The 23,297-nt window shown below is 56.5% G+C and carries 25 protein-coding genes and 2 rRNA genes (1 of these 27 running past the window's edge); 17 read left to right on the forward strand and 10 right to left on the reverse strand.

What is annotated here, in order from left to right:
• Positions 1 to 147 precede the first annotated feature (147 nt).
• The 16 genes from P0120_04225 to P0120_04300 all read left to right on the forward strand — a co-directional run bounded on the left by P0120_04225 (position 148) and on the right by P0120_04300 (position 16,247).
• Positions 148 to 1,464, forward strand: coding sequence for a sulfotransferase (locus tag P0120_04225; GenBank protein MDF0673539.1), 1,317 nt, complete (start codon positions 148 to 150; stop codon positions 1,462 to 1,464).
• A 634-nt stretch (positions 1,465 to 2,098) separates the two neighbouring features.
• Positions 2,099 to 2,302, forward strand: coding sequence for a YciI family protein (locus P0120_04230; GenBank protein ID MDF0673540.1), 204 nt, complete (start codon positions 2,099 to 2,101; stop codon positions 2,300 to 2,302).
• Positions 2,303 to 2,344: 42 nt separating this feature from the next.
• Complete coding sequence (locus tag P0120_04235; GenBank protein MDF0673541.1) at positions 2,345 to 2,776, forward strand: VOC family protein; 432 nt, start codon at positions 2,345 to 2,347, stop codon at positions 2,774 to 2,776.
• A gap of 50 nt (positions 2,777 to 2,826) precedes the next feature.
• A complete protein-coding gene (locus P0120_04240) occupies positions 2,827 to 3,426 on the forward strand; it encodes a DUF1579 domain-containing protein (protein ID MDF0673542.1) in 600 nt (199 codons plus the stop codon).
• A gap of 73 nt (positions 3,427 to 3,499) precedes the next feature.
• Positions 3,500 to 4,684: an exo-alpha-sialidase gene (locus P0120_04245; GenBank protein MDF0673543.1), complete on the forward strand. Its 1,185-nt coding sequence runs from the start codon at positions 3,500 to 3,502 to the stop codon at positions 4,682 to 4,684.
• Positions 4,685 to 4,763: 79 nt separating this feature from the next.
• Positions 4,764 to 5,060 carry a MoaD/ThiS family protein gene (locus tag P0120_04250; protein ID MDF0673544.1) on the forward strand — a complete coding sequence of 99 codons (297 nt, stop codon included), beginning with the start codon at positions 4,764 to 4,766 and terminating at the stop codon, positions 5,058 to 5,060.
• 92 nt (positions 5,061 to 5,152) lie between these two features.
• Positions 5,153 to 7,732 (forward strand): sigma 54-interacting transcriptional regulator, encoded by a 2,580-nt coding sequence (locus tag P0120_04255; protein MDF0673545.1) that lies wholly within the window; start codon positions 5,153 to 5,155, stop codon positions 7,730 to 7,732.
• A gap of 396 nt (positions 7,733 to 8,128) precedes the next feature.
• Positions 8,129 to 10,045: an MBL fold metallo-hydrolase gene (locus P0120_04260; protein ID MDF0673546.1), complete on the forward strand. Its 1,917-nt coding sequence runs from the start codon at positions 8,129 to 8,131 to the stop codon at positions 10,043 to 10,045.
• A 294-nt stretch (positions 10,046 to 10,339) separates the two neighbouring features.
• Positions 10,340 to 11,218 carry an NAD-dependent epimerase/dehydratase family protein gene (locus P0120_04265; protein MDF0673547.1) on the forward strand — a complete coding sequence of 293 codons (879 nt, stop codon included), beginning with the start codon at positions 10,340 to 10,342 and terminating at the stop codon, positions 11,216 to 11,218.
• A gap of 145 nt (positions 11,219 to 11,363) precedes the next feature.
• Positions 11,364 to 11,789: a hypothetical protein gene (locus tag P0120_04270; protein MDF0673548.1), complete on the forward strand. Its 426-nt coding sequence runs from the start codon at positions 11,364 to 11,366 to the stop codon at positions 11,787 to 11,789.
• Positions 11,790 to 11,849: 60 nt separating this feature from the next.
• Positions 11,850 to 12,608: an SDR family oxidoreductase gene (locus tag P0120_04275; GenBank protein MDF0673549.1), complete on the forward strand. Its 759-nt coding sequence runs from the start codon at positions 11,850 to 11,852 to the stop codon at positions 12,606 to 12,608.
• 330 nt (positions 12,609 to 12,938) lie between these two features.
• On the forward strand, positions 12,939 to 13,076 hold the full coding sequence (locus P0120_04280) for a hypothetical protein (protein MDF0673550.1): 138 nt from the start codon (positions 12,939 to 12,941) through the stop codon (positions 13,074 to 13,076).
• Between the two features lie 231 nt (positions 13,077 to 13,307).
• The gene (locus P0120_04285; GenBank protein MDF0673551.1) at positions 13,308 to 13,970 is read left to right on the forward strand and encodes a class I SAM-dependent methyltransferase; all 663 of its coding nucleotides are present in this window, start codon (positions 13,308 to 13,310) and stop codon (positions 13,968 to 13,970) included.
• A gap of 691 nt (positions 13,971 to 14,661) precedes the next feature.
• Positions 14,662 to 15,189, forward strand: a complete 528-nt coding sequence (locus tag P0120_04290; GenBank protein MDF0673552.1) for a hypothetical protein — start codon at positions 14,662 to 14,664, stop codon at positions 15,187 to 15,189.
• A gap of 361 nt (positions 15,190 to 15,550) precedes the next feature.
• Positions 15,551 to 15,838, forward strand: a complete 288-nt coding sequence (locus P0120_04295) for an AbrB/MazE/SpoVT family DNA-binding domain-containing protein (GenBank protein MDF0673553.1) — start codon at positions 15,551 to 15,553, stop codon at positions 15,836 to 15,838.
• Positions 15,822 to 16,247: a PIN domain-containing protein gene (locus P0120_04300; GenBank protein MDF0673554.1), complete on the forward strand. Its 426-nt coding sequence runs from the start codon at positions 15,822 to 15,824 to the stop codon at positions 16,245 to 16,247. Before P0120_04295 ends, P0120_04300 begins: the two co-directional genes overlap by 17 nt.
• A gap of 490 nt (positions 16,248 to 16,737) precedes the next feature.
• Here P0120_04300 and P0120_04305 read toward each other — a convergent pair whose 3' ends face one another.
• On the reverse strand, positions 16,738 to 17,697 hold the full coding sequence (locus tag P0120_04305) for an IS5 family transposase (GenBank protein MDF0673555.1): 960 nt from the start codon (positions 17,695 to 17,697) through the stop codon (positions 16,738 to 16,740).
• 58 nt (positions 17,698 to 17,755) lie between these two features.
• On the opposite strand from P0120_04305, the gene P0120_04310 reads away from it, so the two are divergent.
• On the forward strand, positions 17,756 to 17,986 hold the full coding sequence (locus tag P0120_04310; protein MDF0673556.1) for an XRE family transcriptional regulator: 231 nt from the start codon (positions 17,756 to 17,758) through the stop codon (positions 17,984 to 17,986).
• Positions 17,987 to 18,025: 39 nt separating this feature from the next.
• Here P0120_04310 and P0120_04315 read toward each other — a convergent pair whose 3' ends face one another.
• The 9 genes from P0120_04315 to P0120_04355 all read right to left on the reverse strand — a co-directional run.
• Positions 18,026 to 19,399 (reverse strand): IS4 family transposase, encoded by a 1,374-nt coding sequence (locus P0120_04315; protein ID MDF0673557.1) that lies wholly within the window; start codon positions 19,397 to 19,399, stop codon positions 18,026 to 18,028.
• Positions 19,400 to 19,615: 216 nt separating this feature from the next.
• On the reverse strand, positions 19,616 to 19,852 hold the full coding sequence (locus P0120_04320; protein MDF0673558.1) for a DUF3024 domain-containing protein: 237 nt from the start codon (positions 19,850 to 19,852) through the stop codon (positions 19,616 to 19,618).
• A gap of 247 nt (positions 19,853 to 20,099) precedes the next feature.
• Positions 20,100 to 20,348, reverse strand: coding sequence for a hypothetical protein (locus P0120_04325; GenBank protein MDF0673559.1), 249 nt, complete (start codon positions 20,346 to 20,348; stop codon positions 20,100 to 20,102).
• A 77-nt stretch (positions 20,349 to 20,425) separates the two neighbouring features.
• Positions 20,426 to 20,611, reverse strand: a complete 186-nt coding sequence (locus P0120_04330; protein MDF0673560.1) for a BrnT family toxin — start codon at positions 20,609 to 20,611, stop codon at positions 20,426 to 20,428.
• Between the two features lie 664 nt (positions 20,612 to 21,275).
• Positions 21,276 to 21,506 (reverse strand): hypothetical protein, encoded by a 231-nt coding sequence (locus P0120_04335; protein MDF0673561.1) that lies wholly within the window; start codon positions 21,504 to 21,506, stop codon positions 21,276 to 21,278.
• Positions 21,507 to 21,564: 58 nt separating this feature from the next.
• On the reverse strand, positions 21,565 to 21,819 hold the full coding sequence (locus P0120_04340) for a DUF2442 domain-containing protein (GenBank protein ID MDF0673562.1): 255 nt from the start codon (positions 21,817 to 21,819) through the stop codon (positions 21,565 to 21,567).
• Positions 21,820 to 21,865: 46 nt separating this feature from the next.
• Entirely contained in the window at positions 21,866 to 22,162 is a 297-nt protein-coding gene (locus P0120_04345; GenBank protein ID MDF0673563.1) for a BrnA antitoxin family protein, read from the reverse strand.
• Between the two features lie 515 nt (positions 22,163 to 22,677).
• A 5S ribosomal RNA gene (rrf, locus tag P0120_04350) occupies positions 22,678 to 22,794 on the reverse strand.
• Between the two features lie 154 nt (positions 22,795 to 22,948).
• Positions 22,949 to 23,297, reverse strand: a 23S ribosomal RNA gene (locus P0120_04355); it runs 2,658 nt beyond the window's last position.

Below are 23,297 nucleotides of genomic sequence, written 5' to 3' on the forward strand. Positions count from 1 at the left end.
GGACCGGCAGGCTAGGAACGGGTACAAGAGCTGTGTGATCTGAGTCACCGACCTGTCCGCTAGGGAACACTGGCCCTAGCGAAATCCCTAGGGAACGTGTTACAAAAGGGCCGTGAGCAACGTCCGGCGCCTCAACAGTTCTCATTAATGGCTGAGATTCAGGGAAAAGAAGTCGCCGCTCATCCTCTGAGACCCACCGTCCTCCCCCCTGCAGGGGGCGGTCTGCCGGTATCCACCCGGCAGCGCTGGACGGTGAGACGCTCCTTCCTCGTCCACACAATCAACGCGCTGGGCGGCACTGTCGGTCAGGCAACATTGGCAAGCCTTGAGGAAGAGGAACTCATAAAGGCGGCACGCCGCCGGGCTGGCCATGACGACTTTGGTGACTCATCCTTTCGAGAACCCCTCCGCCGCCTCGTTTCGTCTTTTCAGGCGGAAGCCCATCTTCACCCTTTAGGGCGACTGACCGTTCGTTCCCAACTGACCATGCTCCTGGTGAACCGCTTGCGGCTGCAGGAAGATCGCAGGCGTCATCCCGGTATCGTTGAGCAGCACATTCGACGACCGATCATCATCACGGGCCTGCCCCGCACCGGGACGACGTTTCTCCATGGCCTGCTGGCCCTTGACCCAGCCAACCGGGTTCCACGCACCTGGGAAACCCTGTACCCCAGCCCGCCGCCGGAGACAGAGACGTACCACGTTGACCGGCGCATTGCCCTGGTTGATCGTCAGCTCCGCTGGTTCCATCGAATGGTTCAGGACGTCAACCGTGTGCATCCCGTCAGTGCAGAGCTTCCCGAGGAGTGTCTCGTGCTCCTTGGCCATTCTTTCATGAGCTACCTGTTCGTGGCGAGCCACCGGCTGCCGTCCTATCTTGACTGGCTTGAATCTCAGGACCTCCGCCCCTCATACGAGATGCACCGTAGATTCTTGCAGCACTTGCAGTGGCGGTGTCCGGGGGAGCGTTGGGTGTTGAAGACGCCGGCTCACATGTTCGATTTCGAGGCGATGTTCGAGACCTACCCTGACGCCTGTGTCGTGATGACACACCGCGACCCCATAGAGGTGATCGCCTCCAACGCCAGTCTGACGGCAACCCTCAAATCTGCCTTCAGCGACGATGTTGATCCTGTTGAAGTGGGACGAGAGTGCAGTCGAAGATGGTCCGAAGCTCTCCGCAGAGCTCTGCGTTCGCGCGACCGCGGCTGCGTTCCCTCGGAGCGCTTCCTCGATCTCTACTACACTGACCTGGTCGCTGACCCGGTGGCAGCTGTGGAAAGAGTCTATGGACATTTTGACCTGCCCTTGTCCGACGGACTTCGGGACAAGGTTCGGGAATTCGTGAACAGGAACCCAAGGAACCGTTTTGGGACACACCGGTATACCCTCCATGACTTTGGTTTGGATCTTCAGGAGGAAGAAAAGAGGTATGCCGCCTACCGGGAACGGTTTCGCTTGTGATGTCGACCCGCCGGTCCGGGAGGCCCTTTGCTTTTGCGGACCGTCTAGTACTACTGTGTCACAAAACTATCGTGTGTGATCTGCCTCGGCCGCACGAGACACAGGGCAGGGACTGCAGCATCGATCGAGCTTGAATCCGACACATCGTTTCCATGGACGACGGCACATGCTGCTCAGACCGCACTGGCAGTTCACCATGGTTTGAACCCTCGGGGTAGGCGAGCGGCCTGGAGGAAGGAAAGCGGCACAGGGGGGAAAGCCGAGCGCGCTCGGCACCTAGGAAGGCGAAGGTCACCGTTTGTAAAGGTCGAATCTCTGGACGGTTATTCATATTCATATTTCGCCCTCCACTCCCAGCTGAAATCGCACATCTACGAGCGCGTCACGAACATACTACCAGGCCGGCCCTGGCGGACGTTCCTGGTGGATACTCCAGTTCGGTCGAGGTCAAAGAGATCCGCATCTTCGGCGGTGTCGAGCCCCAATCTCAAAGGGCCAAGTGCTGCGCCTGCTTGAGGCCGCCGCCAAAGCAGACAAGCAATTTGTGAATCGCTGTCGATTTGAGGCCCACTGATTCGACTAATGGATAGAGAGACCTTTTTCAAGGCTACACCCCTAAACAAGAGGCGCTGCAATGCGATTCATGATCATTGTCAAAGCTACGAAGGAGTCGGAAGCCGGGGTGATACAGAACGCGCAGTTGTTGACGGAGATGGGCGAATACAACGAAGGATTGGTGAACGCGGGCGTGATGCTCGCGGGCGAAGGGCTTCAACCAAGTTCGAAGGGCGCGCCTGTGCGTGCCCCAGAAAACCGCTTGTGTCCAGAATCAATCTGACGGGAAAAGAGACGCATTCACAACATAAGAGAGGAGAACATCATGCACATTCAACCTTATCTGTTTTTCAACGGACGGGCGGAGGAGGCGCTCCATTTCTATACTCAGGCGGTCGGCGCCGAAGTCACCACGCTGATGCGCTTCAAGGATAGTCCTGAAGGCTCCCCCACCGACATGACTCCGAAAAGCTGGAGCGACAAAGTGATGCATGCCAATGTTCGCATCGGTGATACGCAGGTGATGGCTTCGGACGGTTGTAGCCAGGAACCGTTGGGCTTTCACGGGTTTTCGCTCTCTCTATCCGTCGGTACGGTCGCGGAGGCCGACAAATGCTTCACAGCGTTGGCCGACGGAGGCAAGGTGGATATGCCGCTCAGCGAAACATTTTGGTCCCCTCGATTCGGTATGCTCACGGATCGTTTTGGCGTGGCCTGGATGATCGGCCTGTTCGACGACAAGACAAAGGTTGCATAATTGTTTATCATCACAATCGATAACTGAGATCACATCAACAGGAGGCCACCATGCAGTTGAAACCCTTGGCAGTGACCACATTGTGCATCATGCTGACCGGCTGGCCGGTTTTCGCCAAAGAGAAGAAGCATGAAAGAGCGATGGACCCACAGCAGATGATGGAGATCTGGAAGCAATTGGCGCAGCCCGGTGAGCCGCACAAGCTGTTCGCGACATTGGCCGGCAGTTGGACGACCCAGACCAAGGAGTGGATGGAGCCGGGCAAACCTCCGACGGAATCCACCGGCACGGCGGAGATGAAAATGTTGCTCGATGGGCGATTTCTCTATCAAGAGTACAACGCCCAAATGATGGGGCAGCCCTTCTCTGGGATCGGGATCGATGGGTACGATAATCTGACCAAGAAATACGTGACCGCCTGGATCGATACCATGGGGACCGGCATTTTCTTCATGGAAGGCACGGCGAGCCCCGACGGTAAGACCATTACGCTGCGAGGCTCACATCCTGAGCCGGGCGGCGGCAAGATGACGCATCGTGCGGTCTGGAAAATTGCCGACGCCAACAACCCTACGTTCGAGATGTACGGTGCCCACGGAAAGCAAAAAGAAACGAAATTTCTGGAGATCATCTACAGCAGGAAACCGTAATCGGACGACAACTTGACGAAGCGGCTGACGGCTGACCGCCGAAAACCGGTCATCACGAGAAAGGGATCACACCATGAGCAGCGTACGACTGCTGGTCGGCACCAAAAAGGGGGCGTTCATTCTGACATCGGACGGCACGCGCAAACGATGGGAGGTGCAAGGCCCTCACTTCGGCGGATGGGAGCTGTACCACCTGAACGCCTCGCCGGCCGATCCGGATCGCATCTATGCCTCCCAAACCAGCAGTTGGTTCGGCCAGGTGATCCAGCGGTCGGACGACGGCGGCAAGACCTGGAACCCACCAGGCACCAAACCAGAGGACCTCATGGGATCGGATGGCGCGCCAAAAGGCGCAAGCAATATGTTTCTCTACGACGGCTCTACGGAAACCGGTCAACCGCTCACGACGCACCAATGGTACGACGGCACGCAGCGTCCTTGGGAATTCAAACGGGTCTGGCACCTTGAACCGTCCATGACTGATCCCGACACCCTGTACGCCGGTGTGGAGGACGCGGCGCTCTTCAAGTCCACGGACGGCGGCAAGACCTGGCTGGAACTGGCCGGGCTGCGCAGCACCAAGGGGCAGCTCTGGCAACCGGGTGCCGGCGGCATGTGTCTGCACACCATCTTGCTGAATACAGGACAGCCGGACCGCATGTTCGTCGCGATCTCGGCCGCAGGCGTCTTTCGTAGCGACGACGCGGGGCAGACGTGGCGGCCCACCAACAAAGGCCTACGGTCGAAGTACGAGCTGCCCGATCCGGATGCTGAGGTCGGTCACTGTGTACACTGCATCGCGATCCATCCTGAGCGACCACAGGTCCTGTTCATGCAAAAACACTGGGATGTGCTGCGGAGCGACGACGCCGGCGAGTCGTGGCAGGAAATCAGCGGCGACCTGCCGAGCGATTTCGGGTTTCCCATCGCCGTCCATGCTCACGAGCCCGACACGGTCTATGTCGTGCCGATCAAGAGCGACTCCGAACATTATCCGCCGGAAGGGAAGTTACGTGTATACCGGAGCAAGACGGGCGGAAACGACTGGGAAGCACTCACCAAGGGCCTGCCGCAACAGGATTGCTACGTCAATGTCTTACGCGATGCAATGGCCGTCGATGAGATCGATCCCTGCGGTATCTATTTCGGCACGACTGGCGGACAGGTCTATGGCTCGGCCGATGGCGGCGACAGTTGGGAGCCGATCGTGAGGGACTTGCCGGCGGTGCTTTCCGTAGAGGTGCAGACACTCCCATAAGGAGTGCTGCGTGCTGAGGACTGAGTGCTGAGTCGGAAGACAATACCGCATTAAAGCGTTACGAAGGACGAGGGACGAGATGATTCGGGTCGTACTGCCGGCGCACTTGCGCACGCTCACCCGAGTGGACAGCAAGGTCAGGTTGGATATCGATGGTCCGGTGCCGCAACGGACGGTCCTCGATACGCTTGAAGCCAGCTACCCGATGTTGCGAGGAACCATCCGCAACCACGTGACGAAACAGCGACGACCATTCATCCGTTTTTCCGCATGTGAACAAGACCGATCAGATGAACTACCGGATACTCCCCTCCCCGAGGCACTCGTGGCAAGGGCAGAACCATTGTTAATCGTCGGCGCGATGGCGAGGGGGTGAAGAGTGACGTCGGACCACCCCCTTGAGCCGTCCCAGTCAATACGCCATACTAGATAACCATGGGTGCATCATCTGTATCACCATGCGAAACGATGGAAGAACGCTATCGCACCTTGCTTGAGGTGGCGGAAGCGATTTCCGTGCATCGTGACCTGAAAGAACTCTTTCGCGACCTGGCTCAACGACTACCTCGCGTCGTATCATTCGAATATATTGGACTCATTTTGCACGACCCGTTGCGTAATGTGATGAGAAGTCACATTCTCGAAACTAACCAGCCTGAGCCGGTCCAGGACGGCCTTGAGCTGCCGGTGGAGGAATCCGCCTCAGCCTGGGTACTCAGAAACCAGCAGCATCTGGTGATGCCATGTCTAGAGGAAGAAACCCGTTTCCCCAAAGTCGTCGCGTTCTTGCGAGAACTGAACGTACAATCCGGCTGTTTTCTGCCGCTGACGACGGCGGTACGCAGATTAGGAGTGATCGGATTCGGAAGTATGACCCCGCACGCCTTCGGGGACTCAGAACTTGAATTCTTGAACCAGGTGGCCAAACTGGTCGCGGTGGCAGTTGACGATGTCTTAAATTATCAAGAAGCACAGACGTCCCAGCAGCAATTGGCCCACGAACGCGACCGGTTGCGACTTCTCCTGGAAGTGACGAAATCCATTGCGTCACATCGCGACCTGGGAGAACTCTTCCACGATCTCGCGCAGCGGCTCCCTCAGGTCGTTCCCTTCGATTTTATCAACGCTGTCTTGCACGAATCCGCGCGCGATCTTATGCGCCTCTGGCTTCTGGTGACCTCGATACCGAGCTCGATCAGCCCCGGAATCGAGATTCCTGTCGACGAATCTCCCGGCGGATTGGTGTGGAAAACCCAACAGCCGCTAACGGTGGACGACATCGCGCAAGAGCACCGTTTCCCGAAGTTAATGGCAATGTTCCGAGAGAACGGCGTCCAGTCCTTTTGTGTGGTACCGCTCACGACGGCACAGCGGCGTCTAGGCGCCATGGGATTTGGAAGCTTGCAGAAGAAAGCCTACCAAGAACCCGAGATCACCTTTATGCAGCAAGTGGCAAACCAGGTAGCCGTCGCCGTAGACAATGTGCTGCACGAGGAAAGTGCTCTGTCCTCTCAGCAGCAGTTGGAGCATGAACGCGACCGGCAACGGCTGCTGTTGGAAGTGAACAATGCCGTGGTCGCACATCTGGACCTCGACGCCCTCTTCGTGGCCGTCAGTACCTGCTTGAGAAAAGTGATTCAGCACGACGGGTCCAGCCTGCTGCTTTGCGACGAGGAGACCGGCGAATGGCGTATCCATGTGTTGGATTTTCAGAAGAATGAAAGTTTCGTCGAGGAAGGAACCATTGAGGAGAGTCCGGAATCCCCGTCCTGCCTCGCCATTAACACTGGTAAAGCCGCGTTATTTAGGGAACAGGACCTGAAAGAAATGGCGACCTCTTCACCTTGCGCGCAAGACCTGCTTGATCGCGGGGTGAAATCGTTCTGCTCCCTGCCGCTCCTTGCGCACAAACGCACGCTCGGGGCATTGAACGTGGGGCGACGAAGGGATGACGGCTTTACATCGGAGGACGTCGAGTTGCTCAGCCAGGTCGCTCAGCAAGTCTCCATCGCAGTCGAGAACGCCTTGGCGTATAAACAAATCGCCCAGTTGAAGGACAAGTTAACGGAAGAAAAACTGTACCTTGAAGAAGAAATTCAGACGGATTACAACTTTGAGGAAATTGTCGGCGAGAGCCGTGCCCTCAAGCAGGTTCTCAAACAAGTCCAAACGGTCGCCTCCACGGATTCCACCGTCCTGATTCTTGGTGAAACAGGCTGCGGGAAAGAGCTCGTCGCCCGCGCGCTCCACAATCTGAGCACCCGGCGAGAACGCACGTTCGTGAAACTGAATTGCGCCGCGATCCCGACCGGCCTACTCGAAAGCGAATTATTCGGGCACGAAAAAGGGGCCTTTACCGGTGCGATTGCGACCAAGGTCGGCCGGTTTGAATTGGCCGACCGGGGAACGCTTTTCCTCGACGAGGTTGGAGAAATTCCCCTAGAACTTCAGGTCAAGCTTCTCCGGGTGCTTCAGGAGCAGGAATTCGAACGGCTGGGTGGCACTCGCACCATTCGCACGAATGTGCGGGTCGTCGCGGCCACGAATCGCGACCTCGCCCAAATGGTAGAAGAACAGAAGTTTCGCAGCGATCTCTACTACCGGCTCAAGGTCTTCCCGGTCACCGTTCCGCCGCTTCGGGAGCGTCGGGATGACATTCCGTTGTTGGTCCGACACTTCGCGCAGAAATTCGCCCAACGGATGAAGAAACACGTTGAGACGATTCCATCCGAGGCCATGAAGGCGCTCCAGAATTATTCCTGGCCGGGCAACGTACGTGAACTGGAAAACTTCGTCGAGCGCGCCGTCATCCTGACGCATGGATCGGATCTCTACATATCGCTGGCTGAATTGAAGCCGACGCCGAGCCACGTGGAGAATTCCGCGGCGATCACCCTCGAACAGGCCGAGCGCGAGCATATTCTCAGGACCCTGCGCGAGTCGAGCTGGATCATCGGTGGGACGACAGGTGCCGCAGCAAAGCTCGGCATGAAACGGACCACCCTCCAATCCAAGATGCAGAAGCTCGGGATTGCCCGCCCTCGCTGATGCTGACCTTTCGGCAAATGCCGAGATATCGACAGGTGTCTCTCGTCACAAGCGGCTCGCTCCTTTCAACTGCTTCCCTCTAATTCATCCGGACTCACATATTTGTTCTGCACTTAGAGGTACGCAACCTCAATGCTTGTTCCTTGGAACGATCATTGCCATGCCTTAAGAGCATCGCAAAACGCTCGCCGGCGGGATCGAGGCCTAGCACGCCGTCCTGGTTGAGCACAGCGAGCTCATTGGAAGGCCTGAAGACCAAACGGTTGCCGCTTGATCAAACTAAGTGACAACGGGAGGGAGACTCACTCAATCCTCGACTATTTTAAATAGGCGCGCTCCTCAATTGTGATCGCGAGTTCTAGAGGGTGCTATGTCTAGGACAAAAAGGAGAGTCCCATGAACCGCTCCATTGTGATATTAGCCCTTCTGGGCACCTTAGTTTTAGGCTCCGTCGCCATCGTTCGCGCTCCCTCATCGGGTGCCCAATCGCACCTACCGGCTGATACCGTCCATCCCGAACTGGCCTATTTGAAACAGGTCAATCAATGGCGGCCACCTTCCGATCCTCAATTACTGTTCCTTTTGATGCAGCAGTTCGCCAATACCGGACGCCATGTCGAAGGCATCGCATATTTTGAAGACGTCTTGAATCGCTTTGCCTCCAGGCTGACCGATAACCAAAAGGCTCAATACCTTGTAGCAATAGCCTTCCTTCGCGCCGGTCATGCTCACGATGTCTTTCTATTCAAACGATTCGGCTGGGTGCGCGACACACTGGCTCTGCTTGACGAAGCGAAGCGACTCACTAAGAGCGAGTTGTTCATCGCGCGATGGATGTCCGGCGTGGTCAGGGCGAGGATTCCCGACTTCTTTGGTGAGCGCGATACCGCACTGGCCGACCTGCTCTGGTGTGTAGAACACATGGACGCCGCCCCGCACCGAAACTGGTTGCGCGAGGTCTATGCGCAATTGGCCGCATTGGCTCGCCAACGCGGCGACAACACAGAGGCGGAACGGTACCAAACCCTGAGTGGTGTCAGCGCTGAGTACAATGGTCCGGTGTTCACCACCCCCTTCGCCGAAGATCCGTCCAATGGCCACACGTTCATGTCACGTTCCATACGAGAAGTCATTCCCGGCACAGTGTATTGCCTGTCCGGCTTCGAGTTCACGGAATACTACTTTGTGGTCTCGATGGATCGACAGGAATTGATCGCCATTGATGCCGGAACACGTCCCGACACCGCGCGTGCAGCCTATGAAGCGCTACGAAACCAAGTTCCATCACTCCCTCCTCTGACCACGGTCTTCGTCACTCACGCACACTGGGACCACGTGGGCGGGCATCGGTATTTCCGCAGCCTCAATCCAGCTGTGCGCTTCTATGGTCGAAGCAACTATCAAGAAGAGCTCTCGTATGACGCGTTAGGCGATCCTACGATGCTGCAGCGTTTCTTCGGCGAGAAATTCCAACTCAATGACGTGCTCACCTACAAACCCGATGTCCTGATCGATGGCCCACGTGATGTGGTGATCGGCGAGACTCACTTTCGTTTGACACCGACCAGCGGTGGGGAGACCACCGATGCTTTACTCGTGTACATGCCGGACGAGGGCGTGCTTTTCGTGGGTGACATTCTCATGCCGTATCTGGGGGCCCCGTTCGTCCCAGAAGGAAGCGTCGACGGTCTCGTCGAGGCGATCAACCAGGTCAACCTGCTGAAGCCTCGATATCTGTTACACGGGCATGAGCCACTGACGCGACTATTCTCATCCACGGCCATGTTGGACGACTTACGCATTCAACTGACGTGGTTGCGTGATGAAGTGTTGCGTGCCATGAAGGCCGGTACGGAACGTGGCGTGATCCAACAGGCCAACTTGATCCCACCCACACTTGCGAACAGTGGATCGGATGTACACCTCGCCTATCTTGTGATCCGAGAAAACATGATCAATCGTCTATTCCAGCAGTACAGCGGCTATTGGCAAAACGGCTTGCGAGGATTGGACATGCTGACGGACGCGGACCATGGCGCGGCACTGGTGGACTACTTCGGGCTCTCCGACTCACAGCTTGCCGCCGCGGCCGAACGCATGATGAAGGACGGCAGGCATGAGCTGGCCGCAAACTACCTCCGATGGGCACAGACAAAGTTACCCGACAGTCCTCGATTGAACGAGTCCCGTCGATCGGCCTATCTCAAACTTATGGAGAAGTACCAGGAATTCAACCCATTCAAGCTGATTGTCTATGGCGGTGAGATCAATCAACCTATCGTGCAACTAAATGAGCCGGCCGGGTCACAGTAAAGGAGAAGTGACATGGCTGAAATAATTCATCGGGTGGGAATCCATGCTAATCCCGACAAGGTTTATAGGGCGCTCTCAACGATTGAGTGGCTTGCTTGTTGGTGAACAGAGGATACGAGAGGGGTCTCTGACGTTGGGAAAACCATTGCGCAGGCGCACCTGCAGAAAGAATAATCACCATCCGGTGAATCGTGGAGGGACGCATGATCGACACGAGCTATTCACGAGTGTAGCCAGGATTGATGCGCTGCACTCTGCGTTGAGATGCGTTGTAGATGATGAGGATTCAATGCCATGAAGGTATTTGTCGCGGGCAGTACTGGAGCCATCGGGAGGATCCTTGTGCCGAAACTGGTTGAGGATGGGCATGAGGTGGTCGCGCTCGTTCGTAACGACCGGAAGGCTCAAGCGCTCCTGACCGTGGGGGCAAAGGTCGCCGTGGCCGACGCGCTCAATAAGGTGGAGTTAACGGCGGCCATCAGGAAGGCCGAGCCGGAAGTAATCATTCATCAGCTAACGGCCCTCCCCCATGTCGGCAACTTTAAGAAGCTTGACGAGGAGTTTGTGCTGACCAATCGCTTCCGTACCGAAGTCACGGACACCTTGCTTGAAACAGCGCGTCTGGTGGGAGCGCGCCGGTTTATCGCACAGAGCTTCTGCGGATGGCCCTTCGCGCGTGAAGGTGGACCGGTCAAGACCGAACAGGACCCGCTTGATCCGAACCCGCCTACGAGCTTCGTCAAGACCTTGGCAGCGATCCGGTACCTGGAAGATACGGTCGGAAAGGCCGTGGACCTTCAGGCGTTCGCCTTGCGCTACGGACTCTTCTACGGACCAGGCACCGGGATTGCGAAAAATGGACCAGTTATCAGACTCGTCCGCAAGCGAATGATGCCGATCGTCGGCAACGGGGCCGGTATCTGGTCATTCATCCACATTTACGATGCAGCGCGCGCGACGGTCGCCGCCATTTCGAGCGGTAGTCCAGGGATCTACAACGTGGTGGACAACGAGCCGGCTCCTATCACAACGTCGCTTCCTGCGCTTGCCGACGCCGTCGGTGCGAAACCGCCCTTTCGAGTGCCGGTTTGGCTCGGCAGACTAGCCATCGGCGAGGGCGGTGTCGATGATGACGCAGATCCGTGGTGGATCAAACGCAAAGGCGAAACGTGAGTTGGGATGGGAACCAACGTATCAGACCTGGCGTCGAGGGTTCGCCAAGGGGCTTGGCTAGTATCTTTCATCATCCAAATAGGCATATCAAGAGAATGGTTCACTAACCGGAAGCCCGTCCAATAATCACCGAACCGGTGAGCTCATGAGCACCAAGATTCGAGGAGATCAAAGGATACAACATATCGGATGGCCTGCCGGCATCGTCGGTGGACTGCTCCTCATCAGTCTCGGGTTGGAGTTGCTCGCGCATCAAGTGTTCGGGCAGACGGATGTGGGCACTCTGCTCTGGGCGCTCTATTTGGGTTTCTGGACATTTGTCTTGGGCATAACCGGCTTCCTGCTTCTCTCAGTGCTGTGGTTGATCGAGTGGCGACATGCTCGGACGAGCCCTGTCGCCATGAATCGATTATCCTCTACTGAATCGACGAGCAGCCGCTTCGAGAAGACTCAGTCGGAAGCTCCTTTTCCCATACTTCAGCAGAGTAGGACTTCAGTTGCTTCTGGTCGACCGTCATTGGAATGCCATGATCAAAACGAAACCGATGGCAAACGTCTCCTCATTGCGTAATGACGACCTGTTCATGACAAGAGAACGCTCATTCAGACAATATTTTAGGAGGTCAATCCCATGAGACTCGAACACAAGATAGCGATTGTGACAGGTGGAGGGACGGGCATCGGCGAGGCGATTGCAAAGATTTTTGCTCGGGAAGGCGCGAAGGTCGCGATTACCGGCCGACGGAAGGACGAATTGGAGCGCGTCGTCGGAGATATTGAGCGGAACGGCGGACAGGCTTTGGCGCTCCGGGGTAGTGTGACCAACGAACACGACGTACAGGAAGCAGTGGCAGCTACTGTCCGCGCTTTCGGCCGTCTCGACATCCTGGTCAATAACGCGGGCAACTTGTTCCATGCTGCCCGGCTCCATGAGACTACTGATCAGATTTGGGATGAGACCTTTGATGTATTCATGAAGGGAACGTTTCGATTCATTCGTGCAGCGATTCCTCGGATGCTGCAGCAGGGCGGCGGCTCCATCCTGAATATCTCCACAGTCGGCGGGCTCAAGGCCATCCGTGGCTTTGAATCTCATGCCTATCAAGCTGCCAAGGCGGGAGTCATCATGCTCACCAAGACAGTAGCGGTGCACTACGCGAAGGAGAACATCCGGTGCAACTGCATCTGCCCGGCCGGGGTGATTACCCCACCCGTCGCAGACATGTTGAAAGATCCTCAGGCCAAAGCCTGGTTCGAAGGGCTACATCCAATAGGCCGGCTCGGGCAGCCGGAGGAGGTTGCTGAAGCGACAGTCTATTTCGCGTCCGATGAGTCACGCTGGACAACCGGGAGCATCTTGTCTGTGGATGGTGGCGTAATGGCTGCGTGAGAAACGATGCCCGCGACGTTGAGCAAGAATCAACATGAGGCTCCCATGCGATGCGAGTGCTGTCATGGAATCATGGTGAAAGACGGTCGCAGAACTGTTCTGGACGACAGTGGGGTCTTGGCGATTTCAGCCTGGAAGTGTTCCAGTTGCGATTGGGTGATAGAGGAGATCCGAATCCTGTCACAAGATGGAGCGGCGCGGCCGCATCGTACTCGGTATCTCGTCAGACCACAACGCTAAACCCGACGACGTACACGGTTCGTGCAAGCCAAGTTCAGGAGCTGACGGAGGAGCTTGCGCTCGGCGAGCAGGCCGGAAAAGGAGTCGCAGATGTCGTATCCAGATGCCCGCTATCTAGGTGATAAGGGGGAGAGCAGCGTGACGTACCGTCCGGCGGACCAGGGTCCCGAGCTGACGATCGGTTCGGGCACAGCGGTGCGCTGCTTGGCCACCGGCCTGTTTCGGTAAGTGTCAAGCATTTCAGTTTGAACGCATTTGAACACAGAGGACACAACGAGCATGCACAAACACTTCTTCGGTGGGGCAAAAGCAAGGAAGGAATGTTCGCTCAAACTTGAATTTCTACCGTCGAAATGAAAGTGCTGAACAAGGCGTTCCAGCGGACGTCGCGGAAACGCGTCGCTGAGCTTCTACGTTGAGCCACAACATGCAATGCTGCGATGAGGAGGTATTGGAGGAATGGTGAGCAAACAAGCCGAGTTCTGGTCGAATATCGCGGAAAGGTACGATGGCGTTGTTGATTTGCAGATCGGAGGGAAGACGCGGTCGATGGTTCGTGAGCGAGTCGCCCGCGAGGAACATCTGGGACGCTTGGTAGAGTTCGGCTGTGGTACGGGCTTCTACACCGAGGTGCTTGCAAACAAAGCCGACACCCTCTTAGCGACCGATATTTCTCCGGTCATGCTTGAGCTTGCGAAGCAATATGTGAAGGCGGCAAACGTGACGTTCCAAATCGAGGATTGTCAGCACACGTCGTTGCAAGAAGGCACGTTTGACACAACCTTCATCAGTCTCGTCATCCACTTCACCGAGCCTGATCGTACGGTCGCCGAGATGCGCCGCATCTTACGGCATGACGGCACACTCATCATAGCGAATCTAGACCCGCAAGCGCTGAACGGCTTAGACATGATCCGCAGCGTGATCCGAGTCATCTATCAGGGAGTTGTTGGCTATCGCGTCAAACCTCCGAAGGGATTTGGTCGGAATGTAATGACTGAAAAGCAGCTTCGGGAATTATTGTGCCGATCCGGGTTTCGGGTCGATAGCGCAGAGACAATCAGAGATCTTTCACGCTCATCGAACATTCCCACGCAATATATTCGGGCCGTAAAGGTGTGATGTGCAGAGTTTTCGGCGTGGACGGTCAGCGCGACTACTGGCCGAAAGAACAGGGATGACCAGTTGTTAGCGTACGGGCGGATTTTGCAGGAGCTGCACGAATTCCTGTAGCTCGCGGCTGTTCAAATCGGATATGGCCCAATAGGTCATGCCGGACTGGGTCCAACAAATCAGATGGTAGCTCTGGTGAGCCAGCGGCCTTGTCTCTACTGCGGCGGCAGATGGCCAGAGGAAGACATTGATGACATGGCCCTGCCGTTTGTACACCAATCCGGCAACCGCCCGACCGTTCAGGTCAATGAGTCTACCTCCGACCAGAGAGATCCCCTATTCAGTGAGATCAGCAAGGGATGGGGCGAAATCGAGGTTGCCGGTGAACCAAGGCTTGACCACATGTCGGTCGGAAGCCGGGATGTCTACCAGGTGGCTGACCATCAATCGCTGCGAACTCATTCTTGTGTCGGTGGGAAATTAGCTCACGTCTTTCCATTCCTTAGTAGCCATCTTCCCCTATTCGTAGCATAGCTTCCTTCTCCTCTTTCTTTCATACTCTGATTCCATGCCTCCCGGACCTCGCACACAGCGGTTGGTATCCCTCGCTGCCACCGTCGCGGTGATCAATCTTTTGTCACAAACAGGATGTCGTCCTACGCCTCGTGCAGTTATCGATCAAACTCCGATCGATACGGTCATGGTGACTGAACGGGTGCCGCAAGATATCCGGCGCTTAGCCGTCTGGTATCCTCGCACGTCCGAGCAAGAGATGACGTACGGGTACAGCAGGCTCGAGCAAGCGACATTTCAGCTCAAAAAACAGCGGTCGTGGATCAAGATCGTCGAACGGCGCGACATCGACCAATTGACGAATGAGCAGCGATGGCAGCTCTCTGGACGCGTCGAAGATGACAGTGTGGTGCGAATCGGCAAGTGGCTTGGTGCAGATAGCTTGGTGCTCTTCCGGATCGAAGGACCCACCATGAGGGAGCGGATGCTCGCGCGCTTTTACGGGAGGATGCCGCCGTTTGTGGTATCGAGTAAGATTATCTCAGTGGCGAGCGGCGAAGTGCTGTACCACGACATCGTCACTGCCATGGCGACTCCTCAATCCGGTGAGTGGAGCGATTACGCCAGCGACTACGAATTGCAACCAGCAATGCGCGCCGCTCTCGACCATGCGTTGTCCGTCGCGATTGGGCATCTCCACCAATCATTTCGGTGAACAATACGACGGACCTCACTTACCCTCAGAGCTCCTACCACGAATGGCTCAACCCTGCGTTTTTCCCCTTAGAACCACTCGGATAGGAGCTTGGTCATCGACAGCCCGGCCATCCGTTCGATGTCGGCTGGGCTTCGTCAGATTCACGCATTGCGGCGCGCCAGAAGACCCAGCGATGAGCCACAGGGTTGGGCGAGACTCTGATGCATCGGATGGCTCTGAAATGGTGTCAGGAATCAGTTCCCACTTTTATTCCGCTGCATCCTGACACTGCCGTTATATTAGCGGTTCTATCCTCTACCATGCAGCCTACTGTCTCCTTGTTCTTGACAAGGACGTGTCCTTGTTTTAGGCTGTGGTCATGGCAAAGGTCACCAGTAAGCTTCAGGTCACCATCCCCAAGGCGGTGGCCGACCAGTACCGTATCGCGCCGGGGGATGAGTTGGAATGGGTCCCTTCTGGAGACGTCATCCGACTCGTGCCTCCCCATGCCCCCCAAGCCAGGTTTTCGAAGGTCGATCGGCTTCGGTTGTTCGATCAGGCTACCGCTCGACAACGCGGGCGCGATCGGGCGACTCGTGTCCCTACTCGCCCTCCCGCCCGAGGGTGGACCCGCTCGGATTTGTATTCTCGTGGCCGTTCTCGTTGATACCAACATCCTGGTGTATCGGTTCGACCACCGATTCCCGGATAAGCAGCGGCGTGCGACCGCCCTTTTGCGGGAGGGTATCCAGACCGAACGTCTTTGCCTTCCTCATCAGGCCATCATGGAGTTTGTTGCCGCCGTTACTCGTCCGTTGTCGGGAGGCCTGTCCCTACTGACCAGCGTGGAGGCTTGTCGAGAAGCCGAGGATTTATTGGCGCAGTTCCCCATTTTGTATCCGACTGAAGGCGTGTTGCGAAGCGCGCTCCGTGGGGCGGCCGCGTATCACCTGTCCTGGTTTGATGCTCATCTCTGGGCCTACGCCGACCACTATGGGCTGGAGGAGATTGTGTCGGAGGATTTTCAGCACGATCGGCTCTATGGGTCCGTTCGGATTCGTAACCCGTTTGTTTGATCCAACGGAGTGTCCCACATGGAAACCAATGGAAATGGTTCCTGCCAGATTTTTCGGACTGCCGCGCTTATTGATAGATCACGAGCGCGCACGTCTGCGCTGGACTAACTAGACCTGGGCTGATTACATCATCCGAGGCGTCCTCTATGCTCTAACATGTCACCTGCTCGCGCTGGCCTTGCACAAATGATTCTTGACACCAGTTTCTGCCTTACCTGAGTCACGCTTAGAAAAGTAGAATGTCCCCGATTTCTCCCCCGAAGCTCAAGATGACAAAATCCAGTGGCAATGTCTTCCGAGACATCGGCTTTCCCCGCGCAGAAGCCGAGCATCTGCTAGGGAACGTCTGATTAATTCACAGTTGCACGAAGCAATCTGTCCCTGGGGGAATCACTACTGGCCATCAGGTGGGAATCCGCTGGTCCGGGATCGTCTTTCTCGGGGCTCGCCCGCTCTGTCAGGCTGCCCATGACTCCGTTCGCACACGGGCTCACGAGGCTTCCGCCAGCAGCTGCCGGCGCGTCACATAGAGATTCGCCAAGCCGCAACTGATGAACAGCCAGTGGGTGTTCTTCGCCAACCCCCGGTAGCGGACGTTGGCCCACCCGAAGATCTGCTTGATCACCAAGAACGCATGTTCGACTTTCGCCCGCACCTTCGACTTCGTGCGGTTCCGGGCCCGCTCGGTCTCACTCAGGGGCCGATGGCGATGCGCTTTAGTCTGCACAAAGCTCTTAGCCCTGGGGGCGTGGTGTCGAATCACGTCGCGCTGCCCGCTATACGCGGCATCGCCCCCCACCCGCGTCTCCTGTCCATGCAGCAACTTCGGTAACCCCTGGCTGTCATGCACATTCGCGGCAGTCGCGGCCACTGAATGAATCAGCTTGGTCTGGCTGTCCACACCGATATGCGCTTTCATGCCGAAGTACCACTGATTGCCCTTCTTCGTCTGATGCATCTCCGGATCCCGCGCCTTCTGGCGATTCTTGGTTGAACTGGGCGCACTGATGATGGTGGCATCCACGATGGTCCCGCGACTGACTTTTATGCCGTGGGTTGCCAGATACGCGCCGATCCGTGCAAAGAGCCGCTCGCCCAGTTGGTGGGCTTCCAAGAGATGCCGAAACTTGCAGATCGTCGTTTCATCGGGCACGGGCTCGCGGCCCAGATCAATGCCCACGAACTGCCGCATCGCCCGTGAGTCGTCCAGCGCCTCTTCCACGGCCGGATCCGACAGGTTGAACCACTGTTGCAGACAATGGAGGCGCAGCATGCGCTCGACGCCCACCGGTGGCCGCCCGGGGCCTTCGGCCTTGGGATAGACCGGCTCAATGGCCGCCACCAGGTCCGCCCACGGCACGACACGGTTCATTTCATCCAGGAACTGCTCGCGGCGAGTGGGCTTGCGATACGGTTCAAACGTGACCTCGGCAAATGTCTGCTGTTGCATCGGATGCGCCTCCCGTTCAGTGCTGCGCTATCCGTAGCACATCTCGCGAGGAGAATAAATCAGACCTTCCCTAGTCCGCGCGGATCTCATGATTCAGGTGCAGAAGCTCATCTCGTCCCGTCGACTTACGCAAAAGGTTGCGGCCAAGGTTCTCGGCGTGACGCAGCCCCGCGTCAGTGATCTCCTTCGCGGACGAATCGACCTATTCAGCACGGACGCACTGATCGATCTCCTAGCTCGCTTGGGAGCTGAGGTACGTCTCAAAGTGAAAGTGCAACCCGCGGCCTGAGAAGCGTCACGCTGCCAGCGGCGGAGTTTCAACAAACAATCACTCCCGACCCCTTTGTCTGCTTCTTCGAGCCCTATATCGAGGCACTGTCAGCAAGGCATGATTTTTCGGCCTTCGCTGTGTGGCTCGCGGCTCGATACGTTCTGGTCGAATCAGCAGGGTCATCGTGCTCACTGCATCGAGGAGCTGCGTCCGTATACTGTCCGCGCGTTTCCCCACAGCCCTGTGCCGCTGAGGTTGAAACGCCAAGAACAGTTGCAGCGTTGCCTTGAAGCTCAAGGCCCGTGCGATCCCGTCCACCCCTGCAGCCGCGCGCACCATGAGGCCACGCACGCGGTTGTAGGCCAGCAGGTACACGGCCATCTCCTTGTCGATCATGGTGGGTGATTTGGCCCGCAAGATATCCATCCCCATCCCCGCCTTGATCGAACGCAGATCAACTTCCACGTGCCAGCGCTGACGGTACAACGAATCCACTTCAAGTGGGCTGACGCTCCGCGCATCGGTCAGCGTGGTGACCAGGACACGGCCCACTACCTCGATTTGACGTACGGTCAGTTGCTTCGGCATATGGGCATATGTCTGGTGATCCATCCAGTCTGGCCGCTGAGGACGGTGCCACGTGACGAACTGGTCACGATGTCCCAGATGGTGGCCTTGGCGAAAATCGGTGACACGACGGTGATGCTGACGAGTGAGAATATCCACGCCGGGCGAGGAGAGCATGGCGACGGTAAAATAAGTACAAGGATCGCGATCGACGAGGATAATATCTCCCAGGCTCAGATGCGGGATCAGGGAACGAAACCGTGCGTGCTCCCCGCTGCCTTTCCCTCGAGAGGGACCGCTCGCCCAGCGCAACACCGCCCCGGTGGATAGCGAAATACGCGCCACCCGCATCGCCAGTGGGAAGCCAAGTCCAGGCTGTTGTTCGCCACTTTGCGGATACGCGGCCTGATGGGCCTCAGTGTCAGGCATGGAAATGGTCGTACCATCGAGCAACGTGACCGAGCGTCCTCGCCACTTCCATGACTGGCGGCTCAGCACTTCCAGTTGCTTGCCCACCGAGCTGGCAAGGCGCTCCATCAGCGACAGCGGCAACCGCTGCCGAGCCTTGCAGTCGGGACCACTGCTGACGCTGCATGGAGAGTCACCCTGCGCCGTGCGCTCGGAAAGATGTCGGGCTACCGCATCTTGGCCGGCACCATCGGCGCTCAACGCTTGGCCGATAAAGAGCCCGAGCGTAGTCAGCGGTGGGGAGATTCGTTCACGATACGCACCGACTTCCTCGTCCACCATGGTACAGACCATATCGTGTGAGAGCAGATCATCAAGCGCCCGTGTAGACCGGTCGGCAAAATCCTGCTTGAACCGTGCGACCGCCTGCCGCAGACGTTTTTTTGCGATCTTCACACATGGCTGATCCTCCTTGTATAACCAGGGCTGGTGGAGCTCTCTCTTCACACAACGAGTGGCTCTCAGTCGCCAGACTGCATCGAAATTCCAGCACCTTGCGGCTTAAGGTAGTGCCATGAAGGTCTGACCTTATTATGTGCGTCAACCAAATAATGAGGTCGCATTTTGTAATCCAACATTGCCAAAACCAGGGGGCTGAATAGCTTGTCGCGCTCAGCCGAAGAAACAGGCCAGGGGATCGGCATCGATCTCTAGAACCAAGACATCGAGGCGATTGCTCGATGAGAGCCCCGGATATTCGTGCCATTTCATATCGGCCTGCATCCAATACAGCCGCCATTTGTTTGCTGATCGGATGAGCTTGAGCTTGGCCACCGGGGATTCGGTCCACTCAGTCTGATTATCCCACCGAGGTTGCTGCTCGACAATGACGACCTCATGGCCCTTCACCGCATACGCGAGGCGCAGCTTGTCTTTGAGATGTCCCGGGCTGCGCTTGCCACAAAAGACACCGACCGTCTGCTCGATCGCTTGAGATCCACTTCGCTAAATGCCATTGCAGTTGTGACTGAAGGAACAATCCGGGGGCACCGCTTGTTCGACGCGGCCAGAATCCGTCGCGCGTTGGGGCATCAAATTCATGTCCATAGACCGGGAGGAAAACCATTTGCGGATGGTCGGCTCGGTAACGGCGATGTTAGGCGCTTCGCCGACGCACCGCAGCCCGACGGTTCTGTCGAAGAACCGGTGCGAGAGCCCGGAGCGCCTCGTTTACAGACTCGCTGGTTGGAAACACGTCAAGAATGTCTGGATCAATGACTACGACGTTCGCACCCTGCGCATATCGTGCCGCCGTCACCCCGCGCACAGCTCGAGAAAAGTCGTACTCAGGGCGCATCGTGTCACGGTCACCCGTGCGCCGTTTTTGCCTACCGTTCTTCTTCATATCGCCTCCGCTCGTGTCGAGTGGCTGGTCGCGCAGAAATGAGACGGGTCCGGGGTGGGGCTCGACAAACGCCACCACTAGAGCTTCCGTCGATTGGACATCCCAAGCAACACAAACCGTTCTTCATCAAGTGAGTGGTCAGGATCTGCCATCAAAAGATTAAGCGGATCACCAAAGACGGTTGTGGCTTCATCAAAGGTCACGCCATGTTTACGAGCATTCGCTTCCCCTTTCATTGGGTCCCATTCGAAGATGTATCCCATTTCACCTCTCGCGCTTTGCGGTATTCCCTCGTCCGATGGGTCGAACTATTTATGTTCGCTACTGACTACGCGGGCAAGGTGGCGTGGAAACCTATGCGGCCCACTGGGTAGTAAGTCTACGAGGAACTCTGATTCGTATCAATCCTCGCTGAAGAAGAAAATGGCGTCAGGACCATGGTTTGCTGAGACGCCAGTTGATCGATCTCGGTGAGAATTTTGTCGCGCGTTGGGGCATCAAATTCGTGTCCATAAACCGGGAGGAAAACCATTTGCGGATGGTCGCGTCTGCGGCCTGGGAGTCCTGCTCGCATAACGATGCCTCCTCTTGCTCCTACGCTCGATCACGAAGTCGTTTTGCAACTTCATAGATATAGTCCCGTCTGACAAGTCGGTCCCTAACACGGCACTTGCGGCGGAGCGCTCGTCATCATCTAAGCCAAAATCCCCGATCGTACTGAGATCCGTCACCAAGGCCTCCGGATGGCCAAGTGCATTCAACACCTGTTCAATGTATGATTCCAGCGCATCTACTAAGACTGCGGAGGCGAGCTCGATGCACCCATCCGCAGCCGCCTGGCGAATACTTACAGTCCTTCTGCAATCGATACAATCGCAATTCGAGATGTTGTGAACCGGGCAGGCGCGACCCATCTCGATTCGAGGGCTATCCGGTAGCAGCGATGGCTTGTTCTGCCTCGTGGGGCAATTCCAGCCTGGCAAAATAGGACGCGGGATAGAGATAGTCGTCACCCGATTCATCGATCACGCGCAGGTATCCGTCTTTTTCCGCTTTGGGGTCCACGAGCACGCGATACACCTTGCGCTTCTCCAGATCATCACAATCGTCGTTCTTCACGCACAGCACGAATCGACGCTCTGTCTGTTCTCGTCGCATGTCTTCTGTACATCCAAGTGTCATCTCTTCCTGACATCTCCTCTCTGTTGGAGACCCATTAAGCCAGCATTGCTACACCTTTTTCTTTGATTTCCTGGTACATGGCATCTGGTGCTAAATCAATCTGCCCAGGCCATGCAACTGCGCCATGATCAAGGTACACTTGTTTGAAGAAAGCTGGATTCTTCAGCGGTTCAAACACTCCGGTGAGATGTTCAGGAGCAAAACGGACTTCGCCCGTCAGTCCATCGGCAAACCGCACAACCAGCCCCAAGTTCTCCAAGGGTTTGACTCCTACCACATCCCAATACATGACAGCCTCCTTACAACAGTGAGGCCCCTCCGGTCTTGCCACCGCTTTAAGCCGCCTGGGAAGCAGCCTTCTCCAACAGCTCATGAATCAGAGTCTGGTATGGCTTCCGCCGCTTTGCAGCCATCTCTCTCAGCGTAGCCAAGAGCCGCGGGGACAGGCGGATCGCAATCAATTGTTTCGCCATCCCCGTGGCGGGTCGTCCGATCCGACGCATTCGCTTCAGTTGTTCATCCGACAGCTCAGGGATGTCTGAAAAATCAATCTCTGAGTCCGGAATATGCCTTCCGCTCCTTGCGGCTCGCTTGCCGCGCACTGATGATCCGGATAGTTTCCTTTTGCTCATGATCCGTCCTCCTCAGGGTGTAGACGACAAAGAGGATACGCCCTACTATGGACAGTGCAATGCGTTGGCGACGCTGTTCGTGTTGTGAATGGTCGCTATCTTCGCCATCCAAGCCGTCTGGATCAGCGAATACAGTGGCGGCTTCTTCAAATGAGACCCCGTGCTTCTCATAATTCGCAATGGCTTTCTGGACGTCCCACTCGAACACGTAATCGTATATACACTAACTCTGCCTCTTGCCGCAAACAGCGAATCACTCGCCACTATTCAAAGCGCTACCTTTCAGCTAAACGCTACGCCGGACACAAAATAAGAAAGCCTGCTGGCGTTCACCAGCAGGCTTTCTGTTTGTAACCCGGCAGAGGTCCAAACCGAGCTTGCTCCTTCCGCCGCGTTCGATCAAATCGCGGCGGATAGGTACTTTGCCTCCAGTAGGCCTAGCACAGTAGGTTTCTCTGCCGGAGGACAAAAAGAGAAGAGCCCGATGACCTTTCGATCATCGGGCTCCTTTTGTAACCCGGCAGCGTCCTACTTTCCCACTGCCTCGCGACAGCAGTAGCATCGGCCTTGGAGGGCTTAACTTCCGTGTTCGGTATGGGAACGGGTGGGGCCCCTCCGGTATGGCCACCGGGAACAGCGCGAAGCGCACATCTCAAACACCAAATTCCAAATCAGAAGTGCCAAATCCAAAAATTGGAGTTTGGAATTTCAATATTTGAATATTGGAATTTCCGGTTCGCTTGGCGAACCAAGCGAATCGGAAGACCATGTCTATCAGGAGCAAAGGATGTTAAACCGCACGACCGATTAGTACTGGTTAGCTACAGCGCTTACACGCCTTCCACACCCAGCCTATCAAACTCGTCGTCTACGAGTGGTCTTTAGGGGGCTTGCGCCCCGGGAGAGCTTATCTTGAGGCACGCTTCTCGCTTAGATGCTTTCAGCGATTATCGCCACCGGACATAGCTACCCGGCACTGCCGCTGGCGCGACAACCGGCACACTAGAGGTCCGTCCTTCACAGTCCTCTCGTACTAGTGAAAGCCCCTCTCAACTCTCCTCCGCCCACAACAGATAGGGACCGAACTGTCTCACGACGTTCTGAACCCAACTCTCGTACCGCTTTAATAGGCGAA

The sequence above is a fragment of the Nitrospira sp. genome, assembly GCA_029194675.1.
In the GTDB taxonomy this organism is placed as follows: Bacteria; Nitrospirota; Nitrospiria; order Nitrospirales; family Nitrospiraceae; genus Nitrospira_D.

Bases quoted from the DNA above. Each gene is read 5' to 3' on its own strand.
- P0120_04225 (MDF0673539.1), top strand. From the start codon at position 148: ATGGCTGAGATTCAGGGAAAAGAAGTCGCCGCTCATCCTCTGAGACCC.
- P0120_04230 (MDF0673540.1), top strand. From the start codon at position 2,099: ATGCGATTCATGATCATTGTCAAAGCTACGAAGGAGTCGGAAGCCGGG.
- P0120_04235 (MDF0673541.1), top strand. From the start codon at position 2,345: ATGCACATTCAACCTTATCTGTTTTTCAACGGACGGGCGGAGGAGGCG.
- P0120_04240 (MDF0673542.1), top strand. From the start codon at position 2,827: ATGCAGTTGAAACCCTTGGCAGTGACCACATTGTGCATCATGCTGACC.
- P0120_04245 (MDF0673543.1), top strand. From the start codon at position 3,500: ATGAGCAGCGTACGACTGCTGGTCGGCACCAAAAAGGGGGCGTTCATT.
- P0120_04250 (MDF0673544.1), top strand. From the start codon at position 4,764: ATGATTCGGGTCGTACTGCCGGCGCACTTGCGCACGCTCACCCGAGTG.
- P0120_04255 (MDF0673545.1), top strand. From the start codon at position 5,153: ATGGAAGAACGCTATCGCACCTTGCTTGAGGTGGCGGAAGCGATTTCC.
- P0120_04260 (MDF0673546.1), top strand. From the start codon at position 8,129: ATGAACCGCTCCATTGTGATATTAGCCCTTCTGGGCACCTTAGTTTTA.
- P0120_04265 (MDF0673547.1), top strand. From the start codon at position 10,340: ATGAAGGTATTTGTCGCGGGCAGTACTGGAGCCATCGGGAGGATCCTT.
- P0120_04270 (MDF0673548.1), top strand. From the start codon at position 11,364: ATGAGCACCAAGATTCGAGGAGATCAAAGGATACAACATATCGGATGG.
- P0120_04275 (MDF0673549.1), top strand. From the start codon at position 11,850: ATGAGACTCGAACACAAGATAGCGATTGTGACAGGTGGAGGGACGGGC.
- P0120_04280 (MDF0673550.1), top strand. From the start codon at position 12,939: ATGTCGTATCCAGATGCCCGCTATCTAGGTGATAAGGGGGAGAGCAGC.
- P0120_04285 (MDF0673551.1), top strand. From the start codon at position 13,308: ATGGTGAGCAAACAAGCCGAGTTCTGGTCGAATATCGCGGAAAGGTAC.
- P0120_04290 (MDF0673552.1), top strand. From the start codon at position 14,662: ATGGTGACTGAACGGGTGCCGCAAGATATCCGGCGCTTAGCCGTCTGG.
- P0120_04295 (MDF0673553.1), top strand. From the start codon at position 15,551: ATGGCAAAGGTCACCAGTAAGCTTCAGGTCACCATCCCCAAGGCGGTG.
- P0120_04305 (MDF0673555.1), bottom strand. From the start codon at position 17,697: ATGCAACAGCAGACATTTGCCGAGGTCACGTTTGAACCGTATCGCAAG.
- P0120_04325 (MDF0673559.1), bottom strand. From the start codon at position 20,348: ATGAAGAAGAACGGTAGGCAAAAACGGCGCACGGGTGACCGTGACACG.
- P0120_04330 (MDF0673560.1), bottom strand. From the start codon at position 20,611: ATGGGATACATCTTCGAATGGGACCCAATGAAAGGGGAAGCGAATGCT.
- P0120_04335 (MDF0673561.1), bottom strand. From the start codon at position 21,506: ATGCGACGAGAACAGACAGAGCGTCGATTCGTGCTGTGCGTGAAGAAC.
- P0120_04340 (MDF0673562.1), bottom strand. From the start codon at position 21,819: ATGTATTGGGATGTGGTAGGAGTCAAACCCTTGGAGAACTTGGGGCTG.
- P0120_04345 (MDF0673563.1), bottom strand. From the start codon at position 22,162: ATGAGCAAAAGGAAACTATCCGGATCATCAGTGCGCGGCAAGCGAGCC.